Annotated in this window: 16 protein-coding genes and 1 tRNA gene; 8 read left to right on the forward strand and 9 right to left on the reverse strand. The window is 64.7% G+C overall.

The genetic code is table 11. The annotated features are described in order from the left end of the window. Window positions 1-184: 184 nt before the first annotated feature. The 4 genes from rpmA to ACP16H_RS23170 all read right to left on the reverse strand — a co-directional run bounded on the left by rpmA (window position 185) and on the right by ACP16H_RS23170 (window position 3212). Window positions 185-454, reverse strand: a complete 270-nt coding sequence (rpmA, locus tag ACP16H_RS23155; protein ID WP_425074598.1) for a 50S ribosomal protein L27 — start codon at window positions 452-454, stop codon at window positions 185-187. A gap of 26 nt (window positions 455-480) precedes the next feature. Next, on the reverse strand, window positions 481-1053 hold the full coding sequence (locus ACP16H_RS23160) for a 50S ribosomal protein L21 (RefSeq protein ID WP_425074599.1): 573 nt from the start codon (window positions 1051-1053) through the stop codon (window positions 481-483). Window positions 1054-1300: 247 nt separating this feature from the next. After that, window positions 1301-2257, reverse strand: coding sequence for a hypothetical protein (locus tag ACP16H_RS23165; protein ID WP_425074600.1), 957 nt, complete (start codon window positions 2255-2257; stop codon window positions 1301-1303). Window positions 2258-2357: 100 nt separating this feature from the next. Then, window positions 2358-3212, reverse strand: coding sequence for a DUF2059 domain-containing protein (locus ACP16H_RS23170; RefSeq protein WP_425074601.1), 855 nt, complete (start codon window positions 3210-3212; stop codon window positions 2358-2360). A 155-nt stretch (window positions 3213-3367) separates the two neighbouring features. On the opposite strand from ACP16H_RS23170, the gene ACP16H_RS23175 reads away from it, so the two are divergent. From ACP16H_RS23175 to ACP16H_RS23195, 5 genes are all read left to right on the forward strand, one after another. Then, a tRNA-Ser gene (locus ACP16H_RS23175) sits at window positions 3368-3457 on the forward strand. Window positions 3458-4134: 677 nt separating this feature from the next. After that, window positions 4135-5148: an amino acid ABC transporter substrate-binding protein gene (locus ACP16H_RS23180; protein ID WP_425074602.1), complete on the forward strand. Its 1014-nt coding sequence runs from the start codon at window positions 4135-4137 to the stop codon at window positions 5146-5148. Window positions 5149-5229: 81 nt separating this feature from the next. Continuing rightward, window positions 5230-6492: an amino acid ABC transporter permease gene (locus tag ACP16H_RS23185; RefSeq protein WP_425074603.1), complete on the forward strand. Its 1263-nt coding sequence runs from the start codon at window positions 5230-5232 to the stop codon at window positions 6490-6492. A gap of 10 nt (window positions 6493-6502) precedes the next feature. Then, window positions 6503-7912: an amino acid ABC transporter permease gene (locus ACP16H_RS23190; protein ID WP_425074604.1), complete on the forward strand. Its 1410-nt coding sequence runs from the start codon at window positions 6503-6505 to the stop codon at window positions 7910-7912. A gap of 61 nt (window positions 7913-7973) precedes the next feature. Then, complete coding sequence (locus ACP16H_RS23195; RefSeq protein WP_425074605.1) at window positions 7974-8753, forward strand: amino acid ABC transporter ATP-binding protein; 780 nt, start codon at window positions 7974-7976, stop codon at window positions 8751-8753. A gap of 60 nt (window positions 8754-8813) precedes the next feature. Here ACP16H_RS23195 and ACP16H_RS23200 read toward each other — a convergent pair whose 3' ends face one another. The 3 genes from ACP16H_RS23200 to ACP16H_RS23210 are packed head-to-tail and all read right to left on the reverse strand — an operon-like array spanning window position 8814 to window position 12372. Beyond that, window positions 8814-9716, reverse strand: a complete 903-nt coding sequence (locus ACP16H_RS23200; RefSeq protein ID WP_425074606.1) for an FAD:protein FMN transferase — start codon at window positions 9714-9716, stop codon at window positions 8814-8816. Beyond that, window positions 9697-11892: a PepSY domain-containing protein gene (locus tag ACP16H_RS23205; protein WP_425074607.1), complete on the reverse strand. Its 2196-nt coding sequence runs from the start codon at window positions 11890-11892 to the stop codon at window positions 9697-9699. Before ACP16H_RS23205 ends, ACP16H_RS23200 begins: the two co-directional genes overlap by 20 nt. A gap of 9 nt (window positions 11893-11901) precedes the next feature. After that, window positions 11902-12372, reverse strand: coding sequence for a DUF2271 domain-containing protein (locus ACP16H_RS23210; RefSeq protein WP_425074608.1), 471 nt, complete (start codon window positions 12370-12372; stop codon window positions 11902-11904). A 159-nt stretch (window positions 12373-12531) separates the two neighbouring features. On the opposite strand from ACP16H_RS23210, the gene ACP16H_RS23215 reads away from it, so the two are divergent. Together ACP16H_RS23215 and ACP16H_RS23220 are read left to right on the forward strand one after the other, a co-directional pair. Beyond that, window positions 12532-13191, forward strand: coding sequence for a response regulator (locus ACP16H_RS23215; protein ID WP_425074638.1), 660 nt, complete (start codon window positions 12532-12534; stop codon window positions 13189-13191). Continuing rightward, window positions 13188-14516: an ATP-binding protein gene (locus tag ACP16H_RS23220; RefSeq protein ID WP_425074609.1), complete on the forward strand. Its 1329-nt coding sequence runs from the start codon at window positions 13188-13190 to the stop codon at window positions 14514-14516. Before ACP16H_RS23215 ends, ACP16H_RS23220 begins: the two co-directional genes overlap by 4 nt. A gap of 110 nt (window positions 14517-14626) precedes the next feature. Here the strand turns inward: ACP16H_RS23220 and ACP16H_RS23225 are convergent, their stop codons facing one another. Next, window positions 14627-16378 carry a methyl-accepting chemotaxis protein gene (locus ACP16H_RS23225; RefSeq protein WP_425074610.1) on the reverse strand — a complete coding sequence of 584 codons (1752 nt, stop codon included), beginning with the start codon at window positions 16376-16378 and terminating at the stop codon, window positions 14627-14629. Window positions 16379-16439: 61 nt separating this feature from the next. Then, window positions 16440-17009 (reverse strand): hypothetical protein, encoded by a 570-nt coding sequence (locus ACP16H_RS23230; protein WP_425074611.1) that lies wholly within the window; start codon window positions 17007-17009, stop codon window positions 16440-16442. 213 nt (window positions 17010-17222) lie between these two features. Between ACP16H_RS23230 and ACP16H_RS23235 the strand changes: the two genes are divergently transcribed. Further along, window positions 17223-18761 carry a trimethylamine methyltransferase family protein gene (locus ACP16H_RS23235; RefSeq protein WP_425074612.1) on the forward strand — a complete coding sequence of 513 codons (1539 nt, stop codon included), beginning with the start codon at window positions 17223-17225 and terminating at the stop codon, window positions 18759-18761. Window positions 18762-18833: the final 72 nt, after the last annotated feature.

The following is an 18833-nucleotide window of genomic DNA, read 5'->3' on the forward strand; positions in this document are numbered from 1 at the left end:
CTGCACTCTCCTCTGTGCACTCCCTCGGTAACGCGAGGGTCTGGGGTAGCGGACATTCTTGTCCGATGTATGGCCAACCCCGGAATTTTCGACCCGAAATCAATGTCTCGGTGCAAAAAATGCGAAGGGGACCGGCCGGTTGGCCGATCCCCTGTCTGAATACTCTTCAAACGTGAAGAACGGCTTACTCCGCAGCCTCGGCCACTGGCAGGACCGAAATGAAGGTGCGACCCTTCAGACCTTTGTTGAAGGTCACGGCGCCCTCGACGGTGGCGAAGATGGTGTGGTCGCGCCCCATGCCGACGCCCTGGCCCGGCCAGAACTTGGTGCCGCGCTGACGCACGATGATGTTGCCCGGGATGGCCGCCTGGCCACCGTACAGTTTCACACCAAGACGACGACCAGCAGAGTCGCGACCGTTGCGGGAGGAACCGCCTGCCTTTTTATGTGCCATGTGTCTCTCTCCTTACCTATCGCGGCTTACGCCAGCGTCTTTGCCTGCTCGACCCACTCGGCCTTCACCTTTGCGCCCTCGAAAGTCTCGGGGTTCACGGCGGCGAGGTCGGCGAAGGTGTTGATGCCGGCTTCGTTCAGCTTCTTGGCGGCGGCGGGGCCGACACCGGTGATCTGGGTCAGGTCGTCACCTGCGGCGGCGGCCTTGGGGGCTGCTGCTGCGGAGGACGCGGCCTTCGGTGCGGAACCCGAACCGATCGCGGCCTTCACGCCGGTGGCGTCTGCGCCCGATGCCAGGATCTCGGTGATCTTGACGAGGGTCAGCTTCTGGCGGTGGCCCTTGGTGCGCTGCGAGCTGTGCTTGCGGCGACGCTTCACGAAGTGAATGAGCTTCTCGCCCTTGATCTGGTCGACCACTTCGGCCTGAACCGCGGCACCGGCCACGAGGGGCGCGCCAACGGTGACCGAATCGCCACCCAGCATCAGGATATCATTGAACTGGACGGTTTCGCCCGCATCGGCAGCCAGCTTCTCCACGCGGAGCACGTCGCCCGCCTGGACCTTGTATTGCTTGCCGCCGGTTTTCATTACCGCGAACATGCGCGTATCCTTTTCTTTCCCGCGTCCTGTGGCCCCCGTCTGACGGGCGTTGTGCGGGGCTTCCCCCGGCCTCGAACCGCGCGTCCCTTTCGGAACGTCTGTTGCAAAAAACGAAAGGCGGGGCCGAAGCCCCGTCCTTTGGTGGGCTGTCCCTACGCGTGTGTGCCTTACCTGTCAAGGGAGAACTGGCCCATCCCGAGCCTGCCAAGAGCCTGCCGCGAAGGCGCTTGCGCAGCGGACACCGCCCCTAGAACTGCAACCGCGCGCCAAAATCGTAGCTGCAATCGTCGTTGCTGAAGGTCTTCGTTTGCACGTCCCCCGGCCCCTTGAAGTCGTGGTCGTGCCAGCGATGGGTCTTCACCATGTGGCCATTGACGTAAAGGTCGATCTCGAAGCTTTCGTCGAACTTTATCACGGTGCCCAGCGGCACCTGGTAAATGTCGCTGTTCGGTGTGCCGCGCATCTGGATGTCGTTCCAAATCGGATAACCGTATTGCTGCGTGCCGCCATCGACCCGCCAGACCAGCGTGACGCTGTCCTGCGCATTGTCCCGCGCGTCCTGCTTGCCACAATGCATCGTCGTCAGGTTCACCTGATGCTTGGCCGTGCCAGTCTGGAAAGACGGGTATTTCGTGATGTGACCGGCGAAGAAATAGCTCTCGTCCGCCGCGACGCCGTCCCCCAGCCCGACGTGGAACCCGATCATGACCACCTTGGCGAAATCGAGGTTCACGCCCTCCTCGTCGCGGAACTTGTCGTTGTCGTCATGGGAAGCACAGGCCAGCGCGGTCACGCCCATGCCCTCGTCGATGTCCACCTCGGCCCCGATGTAAAACCCGCCGATGTCGGCTGTAGGCTCCAGCCAGATCCCCACGGCGATACTGCCCTCGAAGGCCGCGTCCACGCCCTCGATCAGCCCGCCGCCGCCGAAGATCGCCGAGGTCTCGTCGAAGTTGTGCAGGTCGTCGGCATATCCAAAGGCCCCCTGCACGCCCACAAACAGGTCGGCATTGCCCATCACGCCAAGCGAGATCGCCTTGACCGGGTTCAGCCTGGCCACGAGGTTGCGCAGCTTGTCGAAGTGGTCGGAGTTGAGGCCGTCCTGGAAATACCCGGTCAGATCGTCCGGATCGCTGGTTTCCAGCGCCTTCTGCCCGTCCTTCGTGGCGGCCCAGCCCTGCACACCTTCTGCAGCAGCCTGCACGATGTCGTCGGTCAGGGAAACGCCAGAGGATGAGTCCGCGACTCGCCAAGGTGATTTTCACGCTATGCGGGTTTTCCGAAACCTTGGCTCGCGCTCCGCATTAAAGCTCCTGCGTCTGCATCTGGTCCGCTGCTGCCAGACCCAGCGCATAGCTGATCTCGTCATACATGGCATTGAACCCGGCAAAGAGCGCGCGGTTCAGAACCCGCCCCTCGGGGGTCGAGGACACGTCGATGTAGCGGTCGAGGTCGTCGGAAGACAGCGGCTCGTAGGCCAGCATCAGGAAGGCATAAAGCCACTCGCGGGTGTCCTGCCGGGTCTCTTCCTCCTGGCCCCAGACATCGGCGAGGATGTCCCCCTCGCTCATCTGGAGCGCGCCACCGTCCACCAGCCCGCTGTAGAACTTGAACGAGGCGTTGAGCGCACCGGCCACGTTGGCCTCGAGCAGGTCATTGACTTCGACGAAACGGTCGAGCTGTTTCATGCGCTTGGTGTCGGGGTCCGCTTCGACAAAGGCCTGACGGGCGGCGTCCTCGACATCATCCTCGATCAGCACGCGCCGGGCTGAAAGCTCGTGCTGCACGATCTCCTGCCCGATGTCGGAATTGAAGAAGGCCACAAGCGTGCGCATTTCGGTGTGACCGAGGACTTCGGCAAAGTGACCGCGCATGACCACGTGCATCTTGGCCGGATCGTAGATTTCGGTCAGCAGAGCCTGCCAGCGCGTGTTGTCGCCGCCCGGAAACATGTCGTTGGCGAGGTCGGCGCCATAGGCCATGCCCTCTTCGCGCATGATGTCGAGCATGGCGTCGATCTGGAGCGCCTCCATGAGGTCGTCCACCGGTTCCGCGCGCGCGGGTACGGTCGCCGCAAACGACAGCATGAAGCAGGCCGACAGCAGGCGCAGCGCCCGCAGGATGATATGTGCCGGGGAGTGTCCGGTCTGGGGCGCCATTTGGTCCTCGCGCTTTGTCTTTCTGCCAGAGGTAGCCCCTCGCAGGCGCGGCAACAACCACGTTGGTGGAATGATTTTCGGCGACGGCGGATTTCCGTGATTTTCCCTGTTGCACCCGCTGAACGGATTGTCTAAACGCCCCCTACCCAGACCGCGGAGAGGTGCCGGAGTGGTCGAACGGGGCGGTCTCGAAAACCGTTGTGGGCGCAAGTCCACCCAGGGTTCGAATCCCTGTCTCTCCGCCATAATCCCGTGATAACGAATGATTTCCCCCCTCACGGGGTTCTGCTGTCCGATGCCGGAAAACGTCCGAGGGCGTCCGCCCGCGCGTGCCGGACACTTTCGACTGCGGTGTCACCCCGATGGCGACCGGAAATGCAGGCGGAAGGGTCGGGAGTGTCCCCCATGTCGCAGACCAGCGGACGTAACGGCCCGAAGGAAGGACTGCGTGAGGCGGTGCGCCCGTTTGCCCATTCAGAAGCGAGTCCGGCGTAAACCGTAGCCGGAGAATCTATCCGAGTGGAGCATTTTTATGCAATCCTCGATTGCATTCGCACACCGAATGTAAACCCAAAGGATGAACGGCGTCCGTCACACTTCGGTTTTTTCGAAGAACCGCACGGGCGTCCCTGCCTACAAAATAGGCGCTAACGGCTCGTGACACCCCTTCTGGAAGAATGAAATTAAATAGGCATTTCAGCAATTTATCACATATCCCACCAGACTGTGCGGGGCGGGGTCGTAAAACTTCTGCAACGCGTGAATTTACACGCGCCAATTTTTCAGACTAAACTTTTGATCAGATGTTCAAGAACCGAGGCAAAACAGGGGACAAGGCGTTCTCCGGCGGCAAGCCGTCAGAGCGTGAGACACCGCGCCATCAGTGTTCGGACATCCAGATTTCACTATCAGGGAGCAAAACATGAAATCGAAAACACTCGCCATTGCAGCAGCCGCCGTGCTGGCCGCGGGCGCCGCGTCCGCAGCGACGCTGGACAACGTGAAGGCCGCTGGCAAGCTGAAGTGCGGCGTGTCGCAGGGTCTGCCGGGCTTCTCCACGCCCGACGATTCCGGCCGCTGGACCGGTCTGGACGTGGACTACTGCCGCGCCGTGGCCGCCGCTGTCCTGGGTGACGGCGAAGCCGTGGAATTCGTGTCGCTGTCGGCCAAGGACCGCTTCACCGCGCTGTCCTCGGGCGAGATCGACGTGCTGTCGCGCAACACCACCTGGACCATCACCCGTGACACCGACCTGGGCATCACCTTCACCGGCGTGACCTACTACGACGGTCAGGGCATGATGGTTCCCAAGTCGCTGGGCGTGACCTCGGCGCTGGAACTGGACGGCGCGACCATCTGCACCAACACCGGCACCACCACCGAACTGAACATCACCGACTACTTCAAGCAGCACGGCATGACCTTTGAACTGGTCGCGCTGGAGAATTCGGACGAAGTGGTCGCAGCCTACGGCGCGGGCCGCTGCGACGTGTTCACCACCGACCGTTCCGGCGTGGCCGCCGAGCGTCTGAAGCTCGCCGCTCCGGACGATCACATGGTCCTGCCGGAGATCATCTCCAAGGAGCCGCTTGGCCCGTCCGTGCGTTCGGACGACGAGCAGTGGGAAAAGGTCTCCCGCTGGGTGCTGAACGCGCTGATCGAAGCCGAAGAATACGGCATCACCCAGGCCAACGTCGACGAGATGATGTCCTCCGAGAACCCCTCGGTGCAGCGTATCCTCGGCGCGGGCGAGAACGACTATGGCAAGGCCATGGGTCTCGACAAAGACTGGGCGGCCAAGGCGATCAAGGCTGTCGGCAACTACGGCGAGATCTACGACCGCAACGTCGGCCCGGACACCCCGCTCAAGCTCGAGCGCGGCGTGAACGCGCTGTGGAACCAGGGCGGCTTCATGTACGCCCCGCCGATCCGCTAAACGGCTGAACAACCGGAAGGGACGGGCCAGCCCCGTCCCTTTCCACATAAAAGAACAACACAGACGACAGTGGGGAACATCATGAGCTCGATGAGCGAAGGCGGCACACCCGCCGGAGGCAAGTCATCGGGGGAGCGTAGCGGCATCGCCGCCCTGGTCTTCGACGCAAAGGCGCGATCCCTCTTCTTCCAGGCGATCCTGGCCGTCGCCATCCTGGCGATGATCTGGGTGGCCATCGGCAACGCGGCCGACAACCTTGCCTCCCAGAACAAGGAATTCGGTTTCGACTTCTTCGGAAGGCCCTCCGACATCCAGATCCTGACCACCTTTGGCACCTGGATCACCGGCTACGAGGCCGGCACCAGTACCGTTTTCGATGTTTTCCTGGTGGGTATCGCCAACACGCTCATCATCTCCATTGCAGGTGTCATTTTCGCGACGTTCTGGGGGTTCCTGCTGGGAATTTTCCGGCTGTCGCCGAACTTTGTCCTGCGCGGCTTTGCCACCATCTACGTCGAGCTGCTGCGCAACATCCCGCTGCTGTTGCAGATCTTCTTCTGGACCGCCGTGCTGCGCATCATCGCGCCGTCCGAGCGCGGCACCTTTGCGACGCTCGTTCCCGGCCTTTTGCAATTCGACGCCAAGGGCATCTACGGTCCCTACCCCATCGTGCATGACGGCATCACCGTTGTCCTGATCTCGGTCGTCGTCGCCATCGCCGCGGCCATCGGCTACGCCAAATACGCCAAGAAGAAGCAGGACCAGACGGGTCAGCCTTCTCCGGTCGGGCTGGTCAGCGCCGCGGTCATCATCGGCCTGCCGGTCGTGGTGTACTTCATCATGGGGCGTCCGATCTCGATCGAATGGCCGAACTTCGTGACCGAAGGCCCGATCCTGCGTCGCGGTTTCGAGCGTGGCATCGGCAGCTACATCGCTCCGGAATTCATGGCGCTGTTCCTCGCCCTGACCACCTACACCGCGGCCTTCATCGCCGAGATCGTCCGCGCCGGTATCCAGGCCGTGCCGAAAGGCCAGTCCGAAGCCGCCGCCGCGCTGGGTCTGCCCGCCGGTATCGCCATGCGCAAGGTCATCCTGCCGCAGGCGTTCCGCGTGATCGTCCCGCCGCTGACCTCGCAGTACCTGAACCTGACCAAGAACTCGTCGCTGGCCGCCGCCATCGGCTACCCGGAACTGGTCGCCGTCTTTGCCGGCACCACGCTGAACCAGGTGGGCCGCGCGATCGAGATCATCGCCATCGTGATCATCGTGTACCTCGTGATCTCGCTGCTGACCTCGGCGTTCATGAACTGGTTCAACAACCGCGTGAAGCTGGTCGAACGGTAAGGAAAGAGACATGGTAGACAGACCTGTAGAATACCCCGCCGTCGACCGCGAAGTGGCCTATATCCGCACCGAGGACGCGCCGCGCCTGCCCGCGCCTTCGTCCGAGATCGGCCCGCGCGCCTGGCTGTGGCGCAACATCTTCGCCTCCATGGCAGATTATTCGTCGCTGCCGAAGGCCGTGACCTCGGTGCTGATGACCATCATCACGGTCTTCACCGCCTACGCCATCATCTGGCTGACCTGGACGCTGCTGGACTTTGCCGTCTTCTCGGCCACCTTCGGCGACCCCGAAGGCATCAAGCGCGAAGCCTGCCTGCCGAACCCGACCGGTGCCTGCTGGCCCTATATCCAGGCCAAGTGGTATCAGTTCATGTACGGCTTCTACCCGCCCGAGGACGTCTGGCGCGTGAACACCTGTTTTGCCATCCTCGCGGCTGGCATCGGCTGGCTGATCTTCGGCCCGTCGCACAAGGGCAAGGTCGCAGCCTTCATGCTCATCGGCTTCCCGGTGCTGGCCTACGTTCTGCTGAACGGCATGCCGGTCGAGGATGACGGCGACCTGAGCCACATCTTTGCCGGTGTCTGGTTCCCGGCCATCGTGGCCGCCGTGCTTTTCGCAGGCTGGTGGCTGGCGCAATCCGGCACCTTCGGCGACGTCGGGCAGGCCTTTGCCCCGGCGCTGCTGATGGGTGTGATCGTCGTGGGCATCTTTGCGGTCCTGCCGCTGGTGACCATGGTCGTGGACCTCGCGCTTGGCACCGAGGTGGTGGAAACCAACAAGTGGGGTGGCCTGACCATCACGCTGGTCGTCGCCATCGCGGGCATCGTGGTGTCGCTGCCCATGGGGATGCTGCTGGCGCTGGGGCGCCGGTCCAACGCGCCGATCATCCGCTATTCCTCGGTGATCTTCATCGAGGTGGTCCGCGGCATCCCGCTGATCTCGGTGCTGTTCTTCGCCTCGGCGATGCTGCCCTACTTCCTCGCCCCCGGTGTCGACTTCAACAAGCTGCTGCGCGCCATGATCGGCGTCATGCTGTTCGCCTCCGCCTACATGGCCGAGGTCATCCGTGGCGGCCTTCAGGCGATCCCCAAGGGCCAGTACGAAGGCGGCATGAGCCTCGGTCTGTCCTTCTGGCAGCAGATGCGGCTGATAATCATGCCGCAGGCGCTGACCACCGTGATCCCGGGCATCGTCAACACCTTCATCGGCCTGTTCAAGGACACCACGCTGGTTCTCATCATCTCGATCTTCGACCTGCTCGGCATCCTGATGACCACCCTGAAGGACCCGGAATGGGCGACCCCCACGACCGCCTACACCGGCTACCTGACGATTGCGCTGATCTACTGGGTCTTCTGCTTCGGCATGTCCCGGTACTCGGTTCACATGGAAAAGAAACTCGACCGCTCGCACCGCTGAGCGCAACGCCGCGCCCCTTTGCACAAGGGGCGCAGCGGTCGCGATATGAAGGATTGAGACAATGAACGAACAAGCCAAAGCCCCCTCGCAGATGCAGGTCTCGGACGAGATCGCCATCGAGATCACCAACATGAACAAGTGGTACGGCACCTTCCACGTGCTGCGCGACATCAACCTGACGGTCTACCAGGGCGAACGCATCGTCATCTGCGGCCCGTCCGGGTCGGGCAAATCCACGATGATCCGCTGCATCAACGCGCTGGAGGAACACCAGCAGGGCTCGATCACCGTGGACGGCACGCGCCTCACCAACGACCTGAAAAACATCGACAAGATCCGCTCCGAGGTCGGCATGTGCTTCCAGCACTTCAACCTCTTCCCGCACTTGACGATCCTCGAAAACTGCACCCTCGCGCCCATCTGGGTCCGCAAGGTGCCGAAGAAAGAGGCCATCGCCACGGCGATGCACTACCTTGAAAAGGTGAAGATCCCCGATCAGGCGAACAAGTACCCCGGCCAGCTGTCCGGCGGTCAGCAGCAGCGTGTGGCGATTGCCCGCTCGCTCTGCATGAAGCCGCGCGTGATGCTGTTCGACGAACCGACCTCGGCGCTCGACCCCGAGATGATCAAGGAAGTGCTCGACACCATGATCGAACTGGCCGAGGAAGGCATGACCATGCTTTGCGTGACGCACGAGATGGGCTTTGCCCGTCAGGTGGCGAACCGCGTGATCTTCATGGACCAGGGCCAGATCATCGAACAGAACGAGCCCGAGGCCTTCTTCAACAACCCGCAGTCTGACCGGACGAAGCTGTTCCTCAGCCAGATCCTCGGCCACTGACCGTCTGACGGACCGGGTTTGCGTTTGGATCGCGCGGGGGCAACCTCCGCGCGATTTTCTTTATGCGGCTTGGCGTTCGAGGAACATCGCCTGAATGCCATGGGCGCGGGCAATGGCTGTGCCCTGCTCCCGGCCCAGCACCATCAGCGCGGTGGCCCAGGCGTCCGCCGTCATGCAGTCCGCGGCCAGAACGCTGACCGACGCCGGCGGGGATTGCAGCGGCGCGCGCAGCAGTGGGTGCATTGTGTGCGACAGGCGCTGACCGCCGAGGTCCACCCAATGCCGGTAATCGCCCGAGGTGGCGATGGCGGTATCGGTCATCTCCATCAGCGAATGCACCGCGCGGCGGCTGTGGTCCGGTTCTTCGACGGCAATGGGCCAGAGCGTCCCGTCAGGCCGCGTGCCGACACAGCGCAAATCGCCGTCAATGGCGGCGGTCAGGTCGTGGATGCCCTGCGCCTGCGCGGCCTTGACCAGTTGGTCGACCCCGTACCCTTTGGCGATCCCGTTCAGGTCGAAGTGCGCCGGCGCGCGTTTCCGCGCGCGCAAGCCGTCGAGGTCCAGCACTTCCGTGGCGCGCGGTGCTTCGGCCTGCATCAGGTGTGCCATGGCCTGCGGATCGGCGGCCGTGGGGCCAAAGCCCCAGGCCTTGACCACATCGCCCAAGGCGATCTCGAAGGCGCCGCCGCTGGCCCGCGCGATGTCGAGCGACGCCGCCAGCACCTCGGCGATTTGCGGCTCCAGCGGCACCCAGACGCCCGGCGCGGCGCGGTTCAGACGACAGAGCGTACTGTCGGGCTTCCACAGCGACATCTGCGCATCCACCGCGTCCACCGCCTGTTGCAGCGCGTCGCGGATCGGCCCCGTCTCACGCGGCCTCGTCCAGAACTGTACGTGCCAGCGGGTGCCCATGGTGGGACCATTCAGGTCCACCTTGACCAGATCAGAACACATCGACGGCATAGCGGCCTTCCTCCTTCAATTGCTGTACGGACAAGGCGACCGGAGCAAGCAGGTCGTCCAGCGCCGCGCGCACACCCTCGCCCATCTCGCGCCCGCCGCAGATCATGAATCGCGCGCCCTGTTGCGCCAGCGTCCGCAGGCGGTCAGCCTCGTCGCTCAGTGCCTGCTGCACGTAACGTGGCGTCCGGCCCCGCGACACGGCCAGCGTCAGCCCGCCAAGCCGGCCATCGGTCTGCCATTCCTCGAAACTGGCGTCATAGGGATAGCCGCCGTCCCCCGACCGCAGGCCAAAGAACAGGTGAATGGGGCGGTGCTGGCGGTTGCCCCGGACGATCCCGGCCAGCGCACCAATGCCCGCACCTGCGCCGATCAGTACCAGCGGCGCCTTGCCCCTGTCGGCATGGAACCCGGCGTTGACGGACAGCTGCGCGCGGATCGTCTCGCCCTCTTCCAGCGCACAAAGCTGCGTGGAACACAGCCCGCCCGGCTGCTTGCGCACGCAGATTTCCACAAAACCGTCGCGGTTCGACGAGGCCAGCGAGTAGGCGCGCGGCAGGTCGCTGCCCTCGGGCAGGACGTTGAGGATGTCGCCCGCCTCGAAGGCACCAAAGCCGCGCCCCGTCAGGCGGTCCAACAGCGTCCGCCGCGGCAGGGCAAAGCGCAGCACCGCCATGGGGGCCTGCGCCTGCTCGCCGTAGGTCCGGCCCGAGATCAGGCGCAGTTCCTGCATCGGACGCGCATCCAGCGACAAGGCCGGGTTGGGCAGATCGAGGCCCGCGGCCTCGGCCCAGGCGGCGCTCCACGCCGTGAAATCGGCAGGGCACTGGCGATCCACGGTGAAGGTGTCCAGCGCCAGCGGCCAGCCCGCCTGACGCGCGGCCAGCGTCACACGGTGGGCATAGGCGCAGAACTGCGGATAGCTGGTGTCGCCGAAGCCAAGCACCGACAGCGGCGCGGTGGGCGCGCGGTCCAGCGCGGCCAGACGGTCGAGGAAGCCCTTCGCCCCCTCGGGCGCATCGCCCTCGCCATAGGTGGCGGCAAAGGCAATCACCGCGCGGGCCTGTGTGTAGCGTTCGGGCGCAAAGGCGGACATCCTTGCCAGATGCACCGACCGCCCCGCCTGCACCAGAACACGGGCAAACGCATTGGCACAGCGCCATGTGGTGCCGGTTTCCGACCCCACCAGAAGGATGACCTCGGCCTTGTCGGGGGGTGAGGACGGCACCTCGCGGCTGCCCCGGCCCTTCAGCCAGATCAATACTCCCGTGCCGGACAGGACGGGCACCGACAGGCTCATCAGCCCGAGGAGCAGCCCCAGCAGCGACGCACCCTGCCCCGTGTGCAACAGATGCATCATGTCCATCACATGCGACCAGCCGGACCGCGCGTCCCATGTCAGCATCTGTCCGGTGACCGGATCGACGTAACCCGCGCCCCCGTCGGTCTCGACCAGATAGGCCTGCCCGGTCATGCCGTCACGCGGCAGGGTCACGGCGCGCAGCTCCGTTCCGGGGATGGCGGTCAGCGCCCCCAGTTGATCCGCGGCGACGGGGGCTTCGGTGCTGATGGCCACCGGCCAGTCGGGATAGGGCGTCGTTTCCGGGATCAGCCCCAGCGTCGAAGCCCCCATCCACAGCCCCGAAAGCGTCGAAATGAGCAGGCCCACACCGGCGATGCGCGCGATCTTCAGGTGCCAGCCTCCCGCCCCGTCGCCGCGATCGCGCGCGAACAGCTTGCGCCATCCGCCCATGCGCCGCGCCGCCAGGACATAGCCCGACAGCACCAACGCCAGCATCATCCCCGAGGCCACCAGCACGACGATATGCCCGGTGTCCGACAGAAACAGCGCACGGTGCAGGTTCTCGAACCACAGCTCGACCGCGCCCTGTTGCACCGGACCCAGCGACGCCCCCGTGGCCGGATCAATGGCTAGTTGCTGGAACCCGTCAGCGCCAAAGGCCACGGCGCTGACGCGGTTGTTGTCTTCGACGAGGATCTGCTCCACGCCCGGCACCGCCTGCTGGACCGCCGCCACCAGCGCCCCGGCGTCAAGTCGCGCCGCCGTCCGGTCGGCACTCAGCACGGGAAAGATCGACAGGACAAAGCCCGTCAGCGAAACAACGATCAGGATCAGCGACCCGATGACCCCCGCCCAGCGGTGCAGAACGCGAAACATCCCCACACCTCACATGTCGAAGGTGAACGAGGCGACGTAGCCGCGCCCGACCACCGCCTGCCCGGCTGCGCCCGTTTCCAGCGGCACCACGATCTCGGCCGGGCTGTCGGGCATGTGCTCGACCGCCGCATCCATACGGATCTGGTAGCCCGCGTTGATCAGCGCGTCCTCGACATCCACCGTCACCGTCAGCGTGCGACCCGACCCCACCGAGGCGCCGGACAGCCCCGCGATCTCGCCCGAGGAGCCGCCCGTCGCCGCGTACCAGTTGCGCAGGTGATCCCACCAGCGGGTCTTGCCCGACGCGACCCAGAGGTGGCGGACATAATTGCCCTGCGCATCCGTGATGTAATAGGCCAGGTAGGCATCCTCTCCCCCGTAGGACCGCAACTTGGTTTCCAGCGTCACCTGCGCGGCATTGGCGAGGCCCGGGGCCGTCAGCGCGGTCGTGGCGGCGAGAATCGTGGCAAGGGTCTTCATGGTCAGGTCTCCAGTCGATAAACCGTGGGGCCGGTCGCCCCGTGATGACCGGACAGTCCCGCGCGCACCTGAAGCCTCCCTGAAGCCGGCCTCGCCTGGCCTTCAGCTTGCTTTCAGGTTCACGGCAGAGTGTAAGAGCCGGGGACAAAGGGACAGATGATGCGCGTATTGCTGGTGGAAGACGATCACGTTCTGGGTTCTGCCATCGCCGATCAGGTCGTGGCGGACGGCCATTCCGTCGACCGGGTGACGCGGCTGGACGAGGCCGGGGCGGCGCTGAAGGCCTTTCCCTTCGACCTCGTGCTGCTGGACCTCATGCTGCCCGATGGGCGCGGCGTCCCTTTCCTGCGCGAGATGCGCGCGAACGGCGACGTGACTCCCGTCATCATCATCACCGCGCTCGATCAGGTCTCTGACCGGATCGCGGGCCTGAAGGCCGGGGCCGACGACTACCTCGTCAAACCCTTCGACCTCGAGGAACTATCGGCGCGGATCGGCTCCGTGTCGCGGCGCTACTCCGGCAACCCGAACCCGCTGGTGACTCTGGGCACGGTGGACATCGACCTCGCCGGGCGGACCGTGCATCGCGACGGGCGAGCGGTCACGCTGACGGCGCGCGAATGGGCGATATTTGCGGCGCTGGTGCAGCGCCCCGGGCAGGTCGTCTCGAAGCTGCAACTCGAAGAGACCCTCTACAACTTCGACGACGTGGTGGGGTCGAACACGATCGAGGTGCATGTCTCGCACCTGCGCAAGAAACTGGGCCGCGAGGTGATCCTGACCGAACGCGGCATGGGCTACAGGCTGGGACGGCCATGAGAGGCGCGTCCCTGGTCATCCGGCTTGGCCTGCTGGTGGGCGGGCTGATCTGCGTGGTCTGGCTGGGCGCAGCGCTGGTGACGTCCCGGTTGCTGTTCCACGAGGTCAACGAGGTCTTTGACCGCGACCTGCGGGCCGCCGCAGAACGTATCCTGCCCATCGTCCTGCACGAGATCGACGACGAGGACGAGCGCGTCGACCCCTCCCGTCTGGGGCGGTCAAAGGACCTGCGCCGCATGGCCGCGCGCGAGGATGACGTCGAATTCGCCGTCTGGTCGGATGCCCGCGGGCTGATCCTGCGCAGCGCCGGGGCCGCCAATATCGACTTTCCCGGCGCCGAGGGCTTTGCCGCCGACGACACCTGGCGGTTTTACGTCGACCGCGCCTGGCGTGGCGATGTGAGTGTTGCGGTGGCGCGACCCCTGGCGGCACGGCGCGCGTTGGAAGGCAAGGTGACGACAGCGCTCATCGCGCCCCTTCTGGTGGTGGTGCCGCTCATGCTGCTGGGCCTTTGGCTGGCCGTGCGGCGCGGGCTGCGCCCCTTGGGCGCCCTGCAGACCGAGATGGAGGCGCGCGGCCCGACCAACCTTGCCCCGCTGCCCGAAGACGACCTGCCGCGCGAAGTCCGGCCCATGGTCGCTGCGGCCAACCGCCTGATGACGCGGATTGATGCCGCGTTCGAGGCGGAACGCAGCTTTGCAGCGAATGCCGCGCACGAGATGCGCACCCCGGTGGCCGGCGCCATTGCCCAGGCGCAACGCCTCCGGGCCGAAACGCAGGACCCGCAGGCCCGCGCCCGCGCGACCGATATCGAGGCAACGCTGAAGCGTCTGAACCGGCTGACCGAGAAACTGATGCAGATGGCGCGGGCCGAAGGCGCGCGGCTGCGCGTCCCGGACAGGACCGACCTGCGCGACGTGGCAGGGTTGGTCGCCATGGATCTGCAACGCTCGGTGCCCTCGGCGCAGATTGACCTGTCGTTGCCCGATACACCGGTGACCAATGACCTCGACCCGGATGCCTTCGGGATCGTGATGCGGAACCTCGTCGAAAATGCCTTGCGCCATGGGACGCCCGGACACCCCGTGAGGGTGGTTCTGACCGAGGATCACGTGCTCACCGTCGAGAACGACGGGCCGGTCATCGACCGTGAGGACCTTGCCCGCCTGAGCCAGCGCTTCATGCGGGGTGGCGGTGCCGGGGATGGTGCCGGGTTGGGGTTGTCCATCGTGCATGTCATCGCCGAACGCAGCGGCGCCAGGTTCGAGATCACCTCACCGCGCGATGGCCATGAGGACGGGGTCAGAGTGACATTCACCTTCTGATGGATCACCTTGAAAGAACCTGCCGCCCGCGCAACCGCTGATGATGCGCATCAACATCACCCCGTGACCTGCTGAAATCACTAAGATAATCCCACCCAGCCGCCAGTACGTCAGGCCGCGCGGGACTCTCTGGCCCCGGAACCGGACCGACCGCTTTCCTCTGTTTCGAAACGCCCCACCAGCTTGCTGAGCGTATCGGCCTCGTTATGCAGCATCTGCGCGGCGGCGGTGCTTTCCTCGACCATCGCGGCATTCTGCTGGGTCACCCGGTCCAGGTTCGCGATCCCCTCGTTGATCTCGTTCAGTCCCTGCGCCTGATCCTCTGCACTGGCTGCAATATGTTCGACCATCTTGGACACATCCGCCACCTTGGACAGCACATCCTCCAGCGCGGACCCGGCCGCCTCGACAAGGCGCACGCCGTGTTTGACCTGCTCGCCGGACCCGAGGATCAGTTCCTTGATCTGTTGCGCGGCCTCCGCGCTGCGTTGGGCAAGCCCGCGCACCTCGGACGCCACCACGGCAAAGCCTTTGCCGGACTCGCCGGCCCGCGCCGCCTCTACCCCTGCGTTCAACGCCAGGAGGTTGGTCTGAAACGCGATGTCATCAATGACCGAGGTGATCTCGGAAATCTGGTCCGAGCTCTTTTCAATCTCGTCCATCGCCGTCACCGCGGATTTCATGACCTCGCCGTTTTTCTCCGCGATTTCACGGGTGTGCAGCATGGTCTTGTTTGCCTCACCGGCATTGCGCGCGGCCGATTTCACGGCGTTGAGCATCTCTTCCATGGCGGCGGCGGATTGCTCCAGCGTGGCGGCCTGCGTTTCCGTGCGTCGGGACAGGTCGTCGGACGCCGCCGCAATCTGGTCGGAGTTCGCAAGGATGTTGTCGGTGCTGTTGACGACCTCGGTCACCACCGTGCGCAGATGCGACACGGCGCGGTTGTAGTTGTTGCGCAGGCTTTCGTAATCGGGCGGGAAGGCTTCGTCGATCTTCCAATGCAGGACACCATCCGCCAACACGTCCAGAGCATGTCCCAGCTGTTCGACGACCCGCAGTTGTTCCTCCATCTTGGCCAGGCGACGCTGCTCTGCCGCGCGCCCCTCACGCAGCACGGTCATGAGGACGGCCAGGTTGCGGGCGATGCCACCGAATTCGTCCTTGCGATCCGCCATGCCCGAATCGGTGTCGTAGTCCTTCTCGGAGACACGCGCCACGGCTTCGCCCAAGGCTTTCAAGGGTTTTCCCAGCATCCGGCTCAACAGGAACACCGTCAGGCCCATCATGACCACGAAGGTCACCGCGGCCAGAAGAAAAATCCATTGGGCATTCGCCCAGACGAGCGCGTGATGAGCATCGAAAGACGCCTCCAGCGCGACGACCCCGAGAATGGGCCCCTCCGGCGCCGCCAGTATGGGTTGCGCCATATGGCTGCCACCCTCGGTCAGCTGGACCGCACCGCTCTCCAGCGCCACGCGGGCGAGTTGCTCCAAATGAGAGAGGTCCTCGCCACCTGCGCCCTTTGCGCTGATCAGCGTGCCTTCGGCATCCAGGACAAGCGCCACCACCCCGCTGCCATCGGCACTGTCCAGCAGTTTTTGCACTTCTTCGTCGACCTTCTCGATCACCTTGAAGCGCAGCGGTTTTGCAATCGCCTCGCCCCCGCTTACCACGGCCTTGCTCACCTGGCGGCTGACGTCCGCGTCTGCCATCCGGTTCATGAGCCGCAGCGACCCGGTCGACAGGACACCGGCCACCACGATCGTGGTCATCGCCATCAAAAGAGCGCAGCGCAGAAAGATCGAGTGCAGGCGCGAAGTACCGGGCGCATCCGTCGTGGTCTCAACCGGGGCATTCGTCATGGTCGTATCCTTGGATTTCGGGACTGGACCGCCCCCCCGACACGGGGAACGGTCCGGAGGATCACATCAGCGATTCAGCATTGATGCCCACGGTCATCGCACCGATGGGCGCGCCGGTGGCGGGATCGACCAGCGTCAGGGAAATCTGAGCCTGGTAGGTCTGGCTGGATTCATCAAATTCGATGTCCGAGAAATGCACCGCACTCGGACCCACACCATAGGTCTTGCTGAACTTGTCCTCGTCGCCCTGCCAGTAATCGGAGGTCGCGCCCGATGCAGCCACGTTCAGCCCTTGGGCATCCATGATGAAGACCTCGGTCATGACGCCGCCGGATGCTTCGACATGCTGACGCAGGAAATCCGCCGCCGCGTTCGTCAGCACGCCATCCACCAGTGCCGAGGCACCGGTGCCGACCTCGGCCCGCCACTGCTGGTCCAGTTCGTCGATATGTGCGGCATCAAAACCGGCGGTCTGCCCATTCTGCGCCTGGATGGCGCCGACGAGCACGGCATCCTCGGCCCAGGGTTTGATATTGGTGTCCAGAAAGGCCTGCATCGCGTCGTGGGGTTCAGCCGCGGGGGCCATGGTTGCGGTCACGGCAAGGCCGAGGGCAAGGAATGCAGCGCGCATGAGAATGCTCCGAGAATTGTGTCAACCGCCCGAAGCCTAGAGCCGCCTTCCTACGCGACCGTTAAGACCTTCGAAAAAATGCACATGATTGTTCAGATTTCGGGAAACCGCCTGAAAACGACATTCTGTCGCAATCGGTACAGACGCCAAAGGCCGCGCCGCCCAGCATCGGTTCATGGTTTCCACACGCTCTGGACTGTCGAGGTTTGCCGCATGAATGCTCCGCTCAGCCGTCGGAACGGGGGGCGGCGCGCGCGCGTCGCGGCCCGCGCTGCCTCTCTTGCCGAGGATCTCCGCCCGATCCGTCCGGGCATGTCCGGCGGGGCCTACAACCCGCTGAGCGAACAGGACATTCAACGCATCCATCGCACCGCCTTGCGCGCCCTCGAAGAAATCGGCCTTGCCGACGCGCCGCCCAGCGGGATCGAGATCCTCACCGGTGCCGGCGCAATTCTGGGCGATGACGGACGCCTGCGCTTTCCGCCCGCGCTGGTCGAGGACATGCTGGCCAAGGCCGCCCGCGGGATCACCCTGCACGGACGCGCGCCCGAGCACGACCTGCTTCTGGACGGCGCGCGCGTACACTACGGAACCGCCGGCGCGGCGGTGCATATGGTGGACGTCGCGGGACGGCATTACCGCGACAGCACGGTGCAGGACCTGCACGATGCGGCCCGAATCGCGGATGTGCTGGACAACATCCATTTCCTGCAGCGCCCCATGGTTGCGCGTGACATCACCAACAACCTCGAGATGGACCTGAACACCATCTACGCCTGCTGCACCGGCACGCTGAAACACGTCGGCACCTCGTTCTCGGACCCGTCGCATGTCGCGGAGGGGATGGAATTGCTGCACATGATTGCGGGCGGAGAAGAGGCATGGCGCGCGCGGCCCTTCGTGTCCAATTCGAACTGTTTCGTTGTGCCGCCGATGAAATTTGCCACCGAAAGCTGCATGGCCATGGAATCCTGCATCCGTGCCGGGATGCCCGTGCTGTTGCTGTCCGCAGGCATGGCCGGGGCCACCGCGCCCTCCACCATCGCGGGCGCGATCACACAGGCCGTCGCGGAATGCCTTGCCGGGGTGGTCTATGTGAATGCCATGGCGCCGGGACACCCTGCCATCTTCGGCACCTGGCCGTTCGGACTGGACCTGCGGTCCGGCGCCATGACGGTCGGCTCTGGCGAGCAGGCGCTGCTGACGGCTGGCTGTGGCCAGATGGCGCGCTTCTATGACCTGCCCGGTGGCTCGACTGGCGGAGCGTCGGATTCCAAACTGCCTGACATGCAGGCGGGATGGGAGCAGATGACGGCCAACCTGCTGGCCGGTCTGTCCGGCGTCAACATGATCTACGAGGCCGCCGGGATGCATGCCTCGCTGCTGGGCTTCTGTCACGAGAGCCTGATCCTTGGCGACGACCTGATCGGTCAGGCCCTGCGCTGCGTGCGCGGCATCGAGGTCGACGACGAGACGCTGGCGCTGGAGCAGATGCGCGCCGTCTGCCTCGAGGGTCCGGGGCATTACCTTGGCACCGACGAGACGCTGGGGCGGATGCAGAAAGACCATGTCTATCCGCGCCTTGGCAACCGCCATTCGCCCAAGGAGTGGGAAGAGAAAGGCAAGCCGGACCTGATCCAGCAGGCCACCCTGCGCAAGGAAGAGATCCTCGCCACGCGCTCCCGCGCCCGGCTGGACCCGGCCACGGATCGGGCCATCCGCGAACGGTTCCGCATCCACTTGCCGGGCTGACGGATTGCACGCCGCCTGACCTGCGGGCAAGACCCCCGGCAATGCGCGCGGGGGGTGTTTTCCCGCCCCTCC

Source organism: Sagittula sp. S175 (assembly GCF_049800975.1).
In the GTDB taxonomy this organism is placed as follows: domain Bacteria; phylum Pseudomonadota; class Alphaproteobacteria; order Rhodobacterales; family Rhodobacteraceae; genus Sagittula.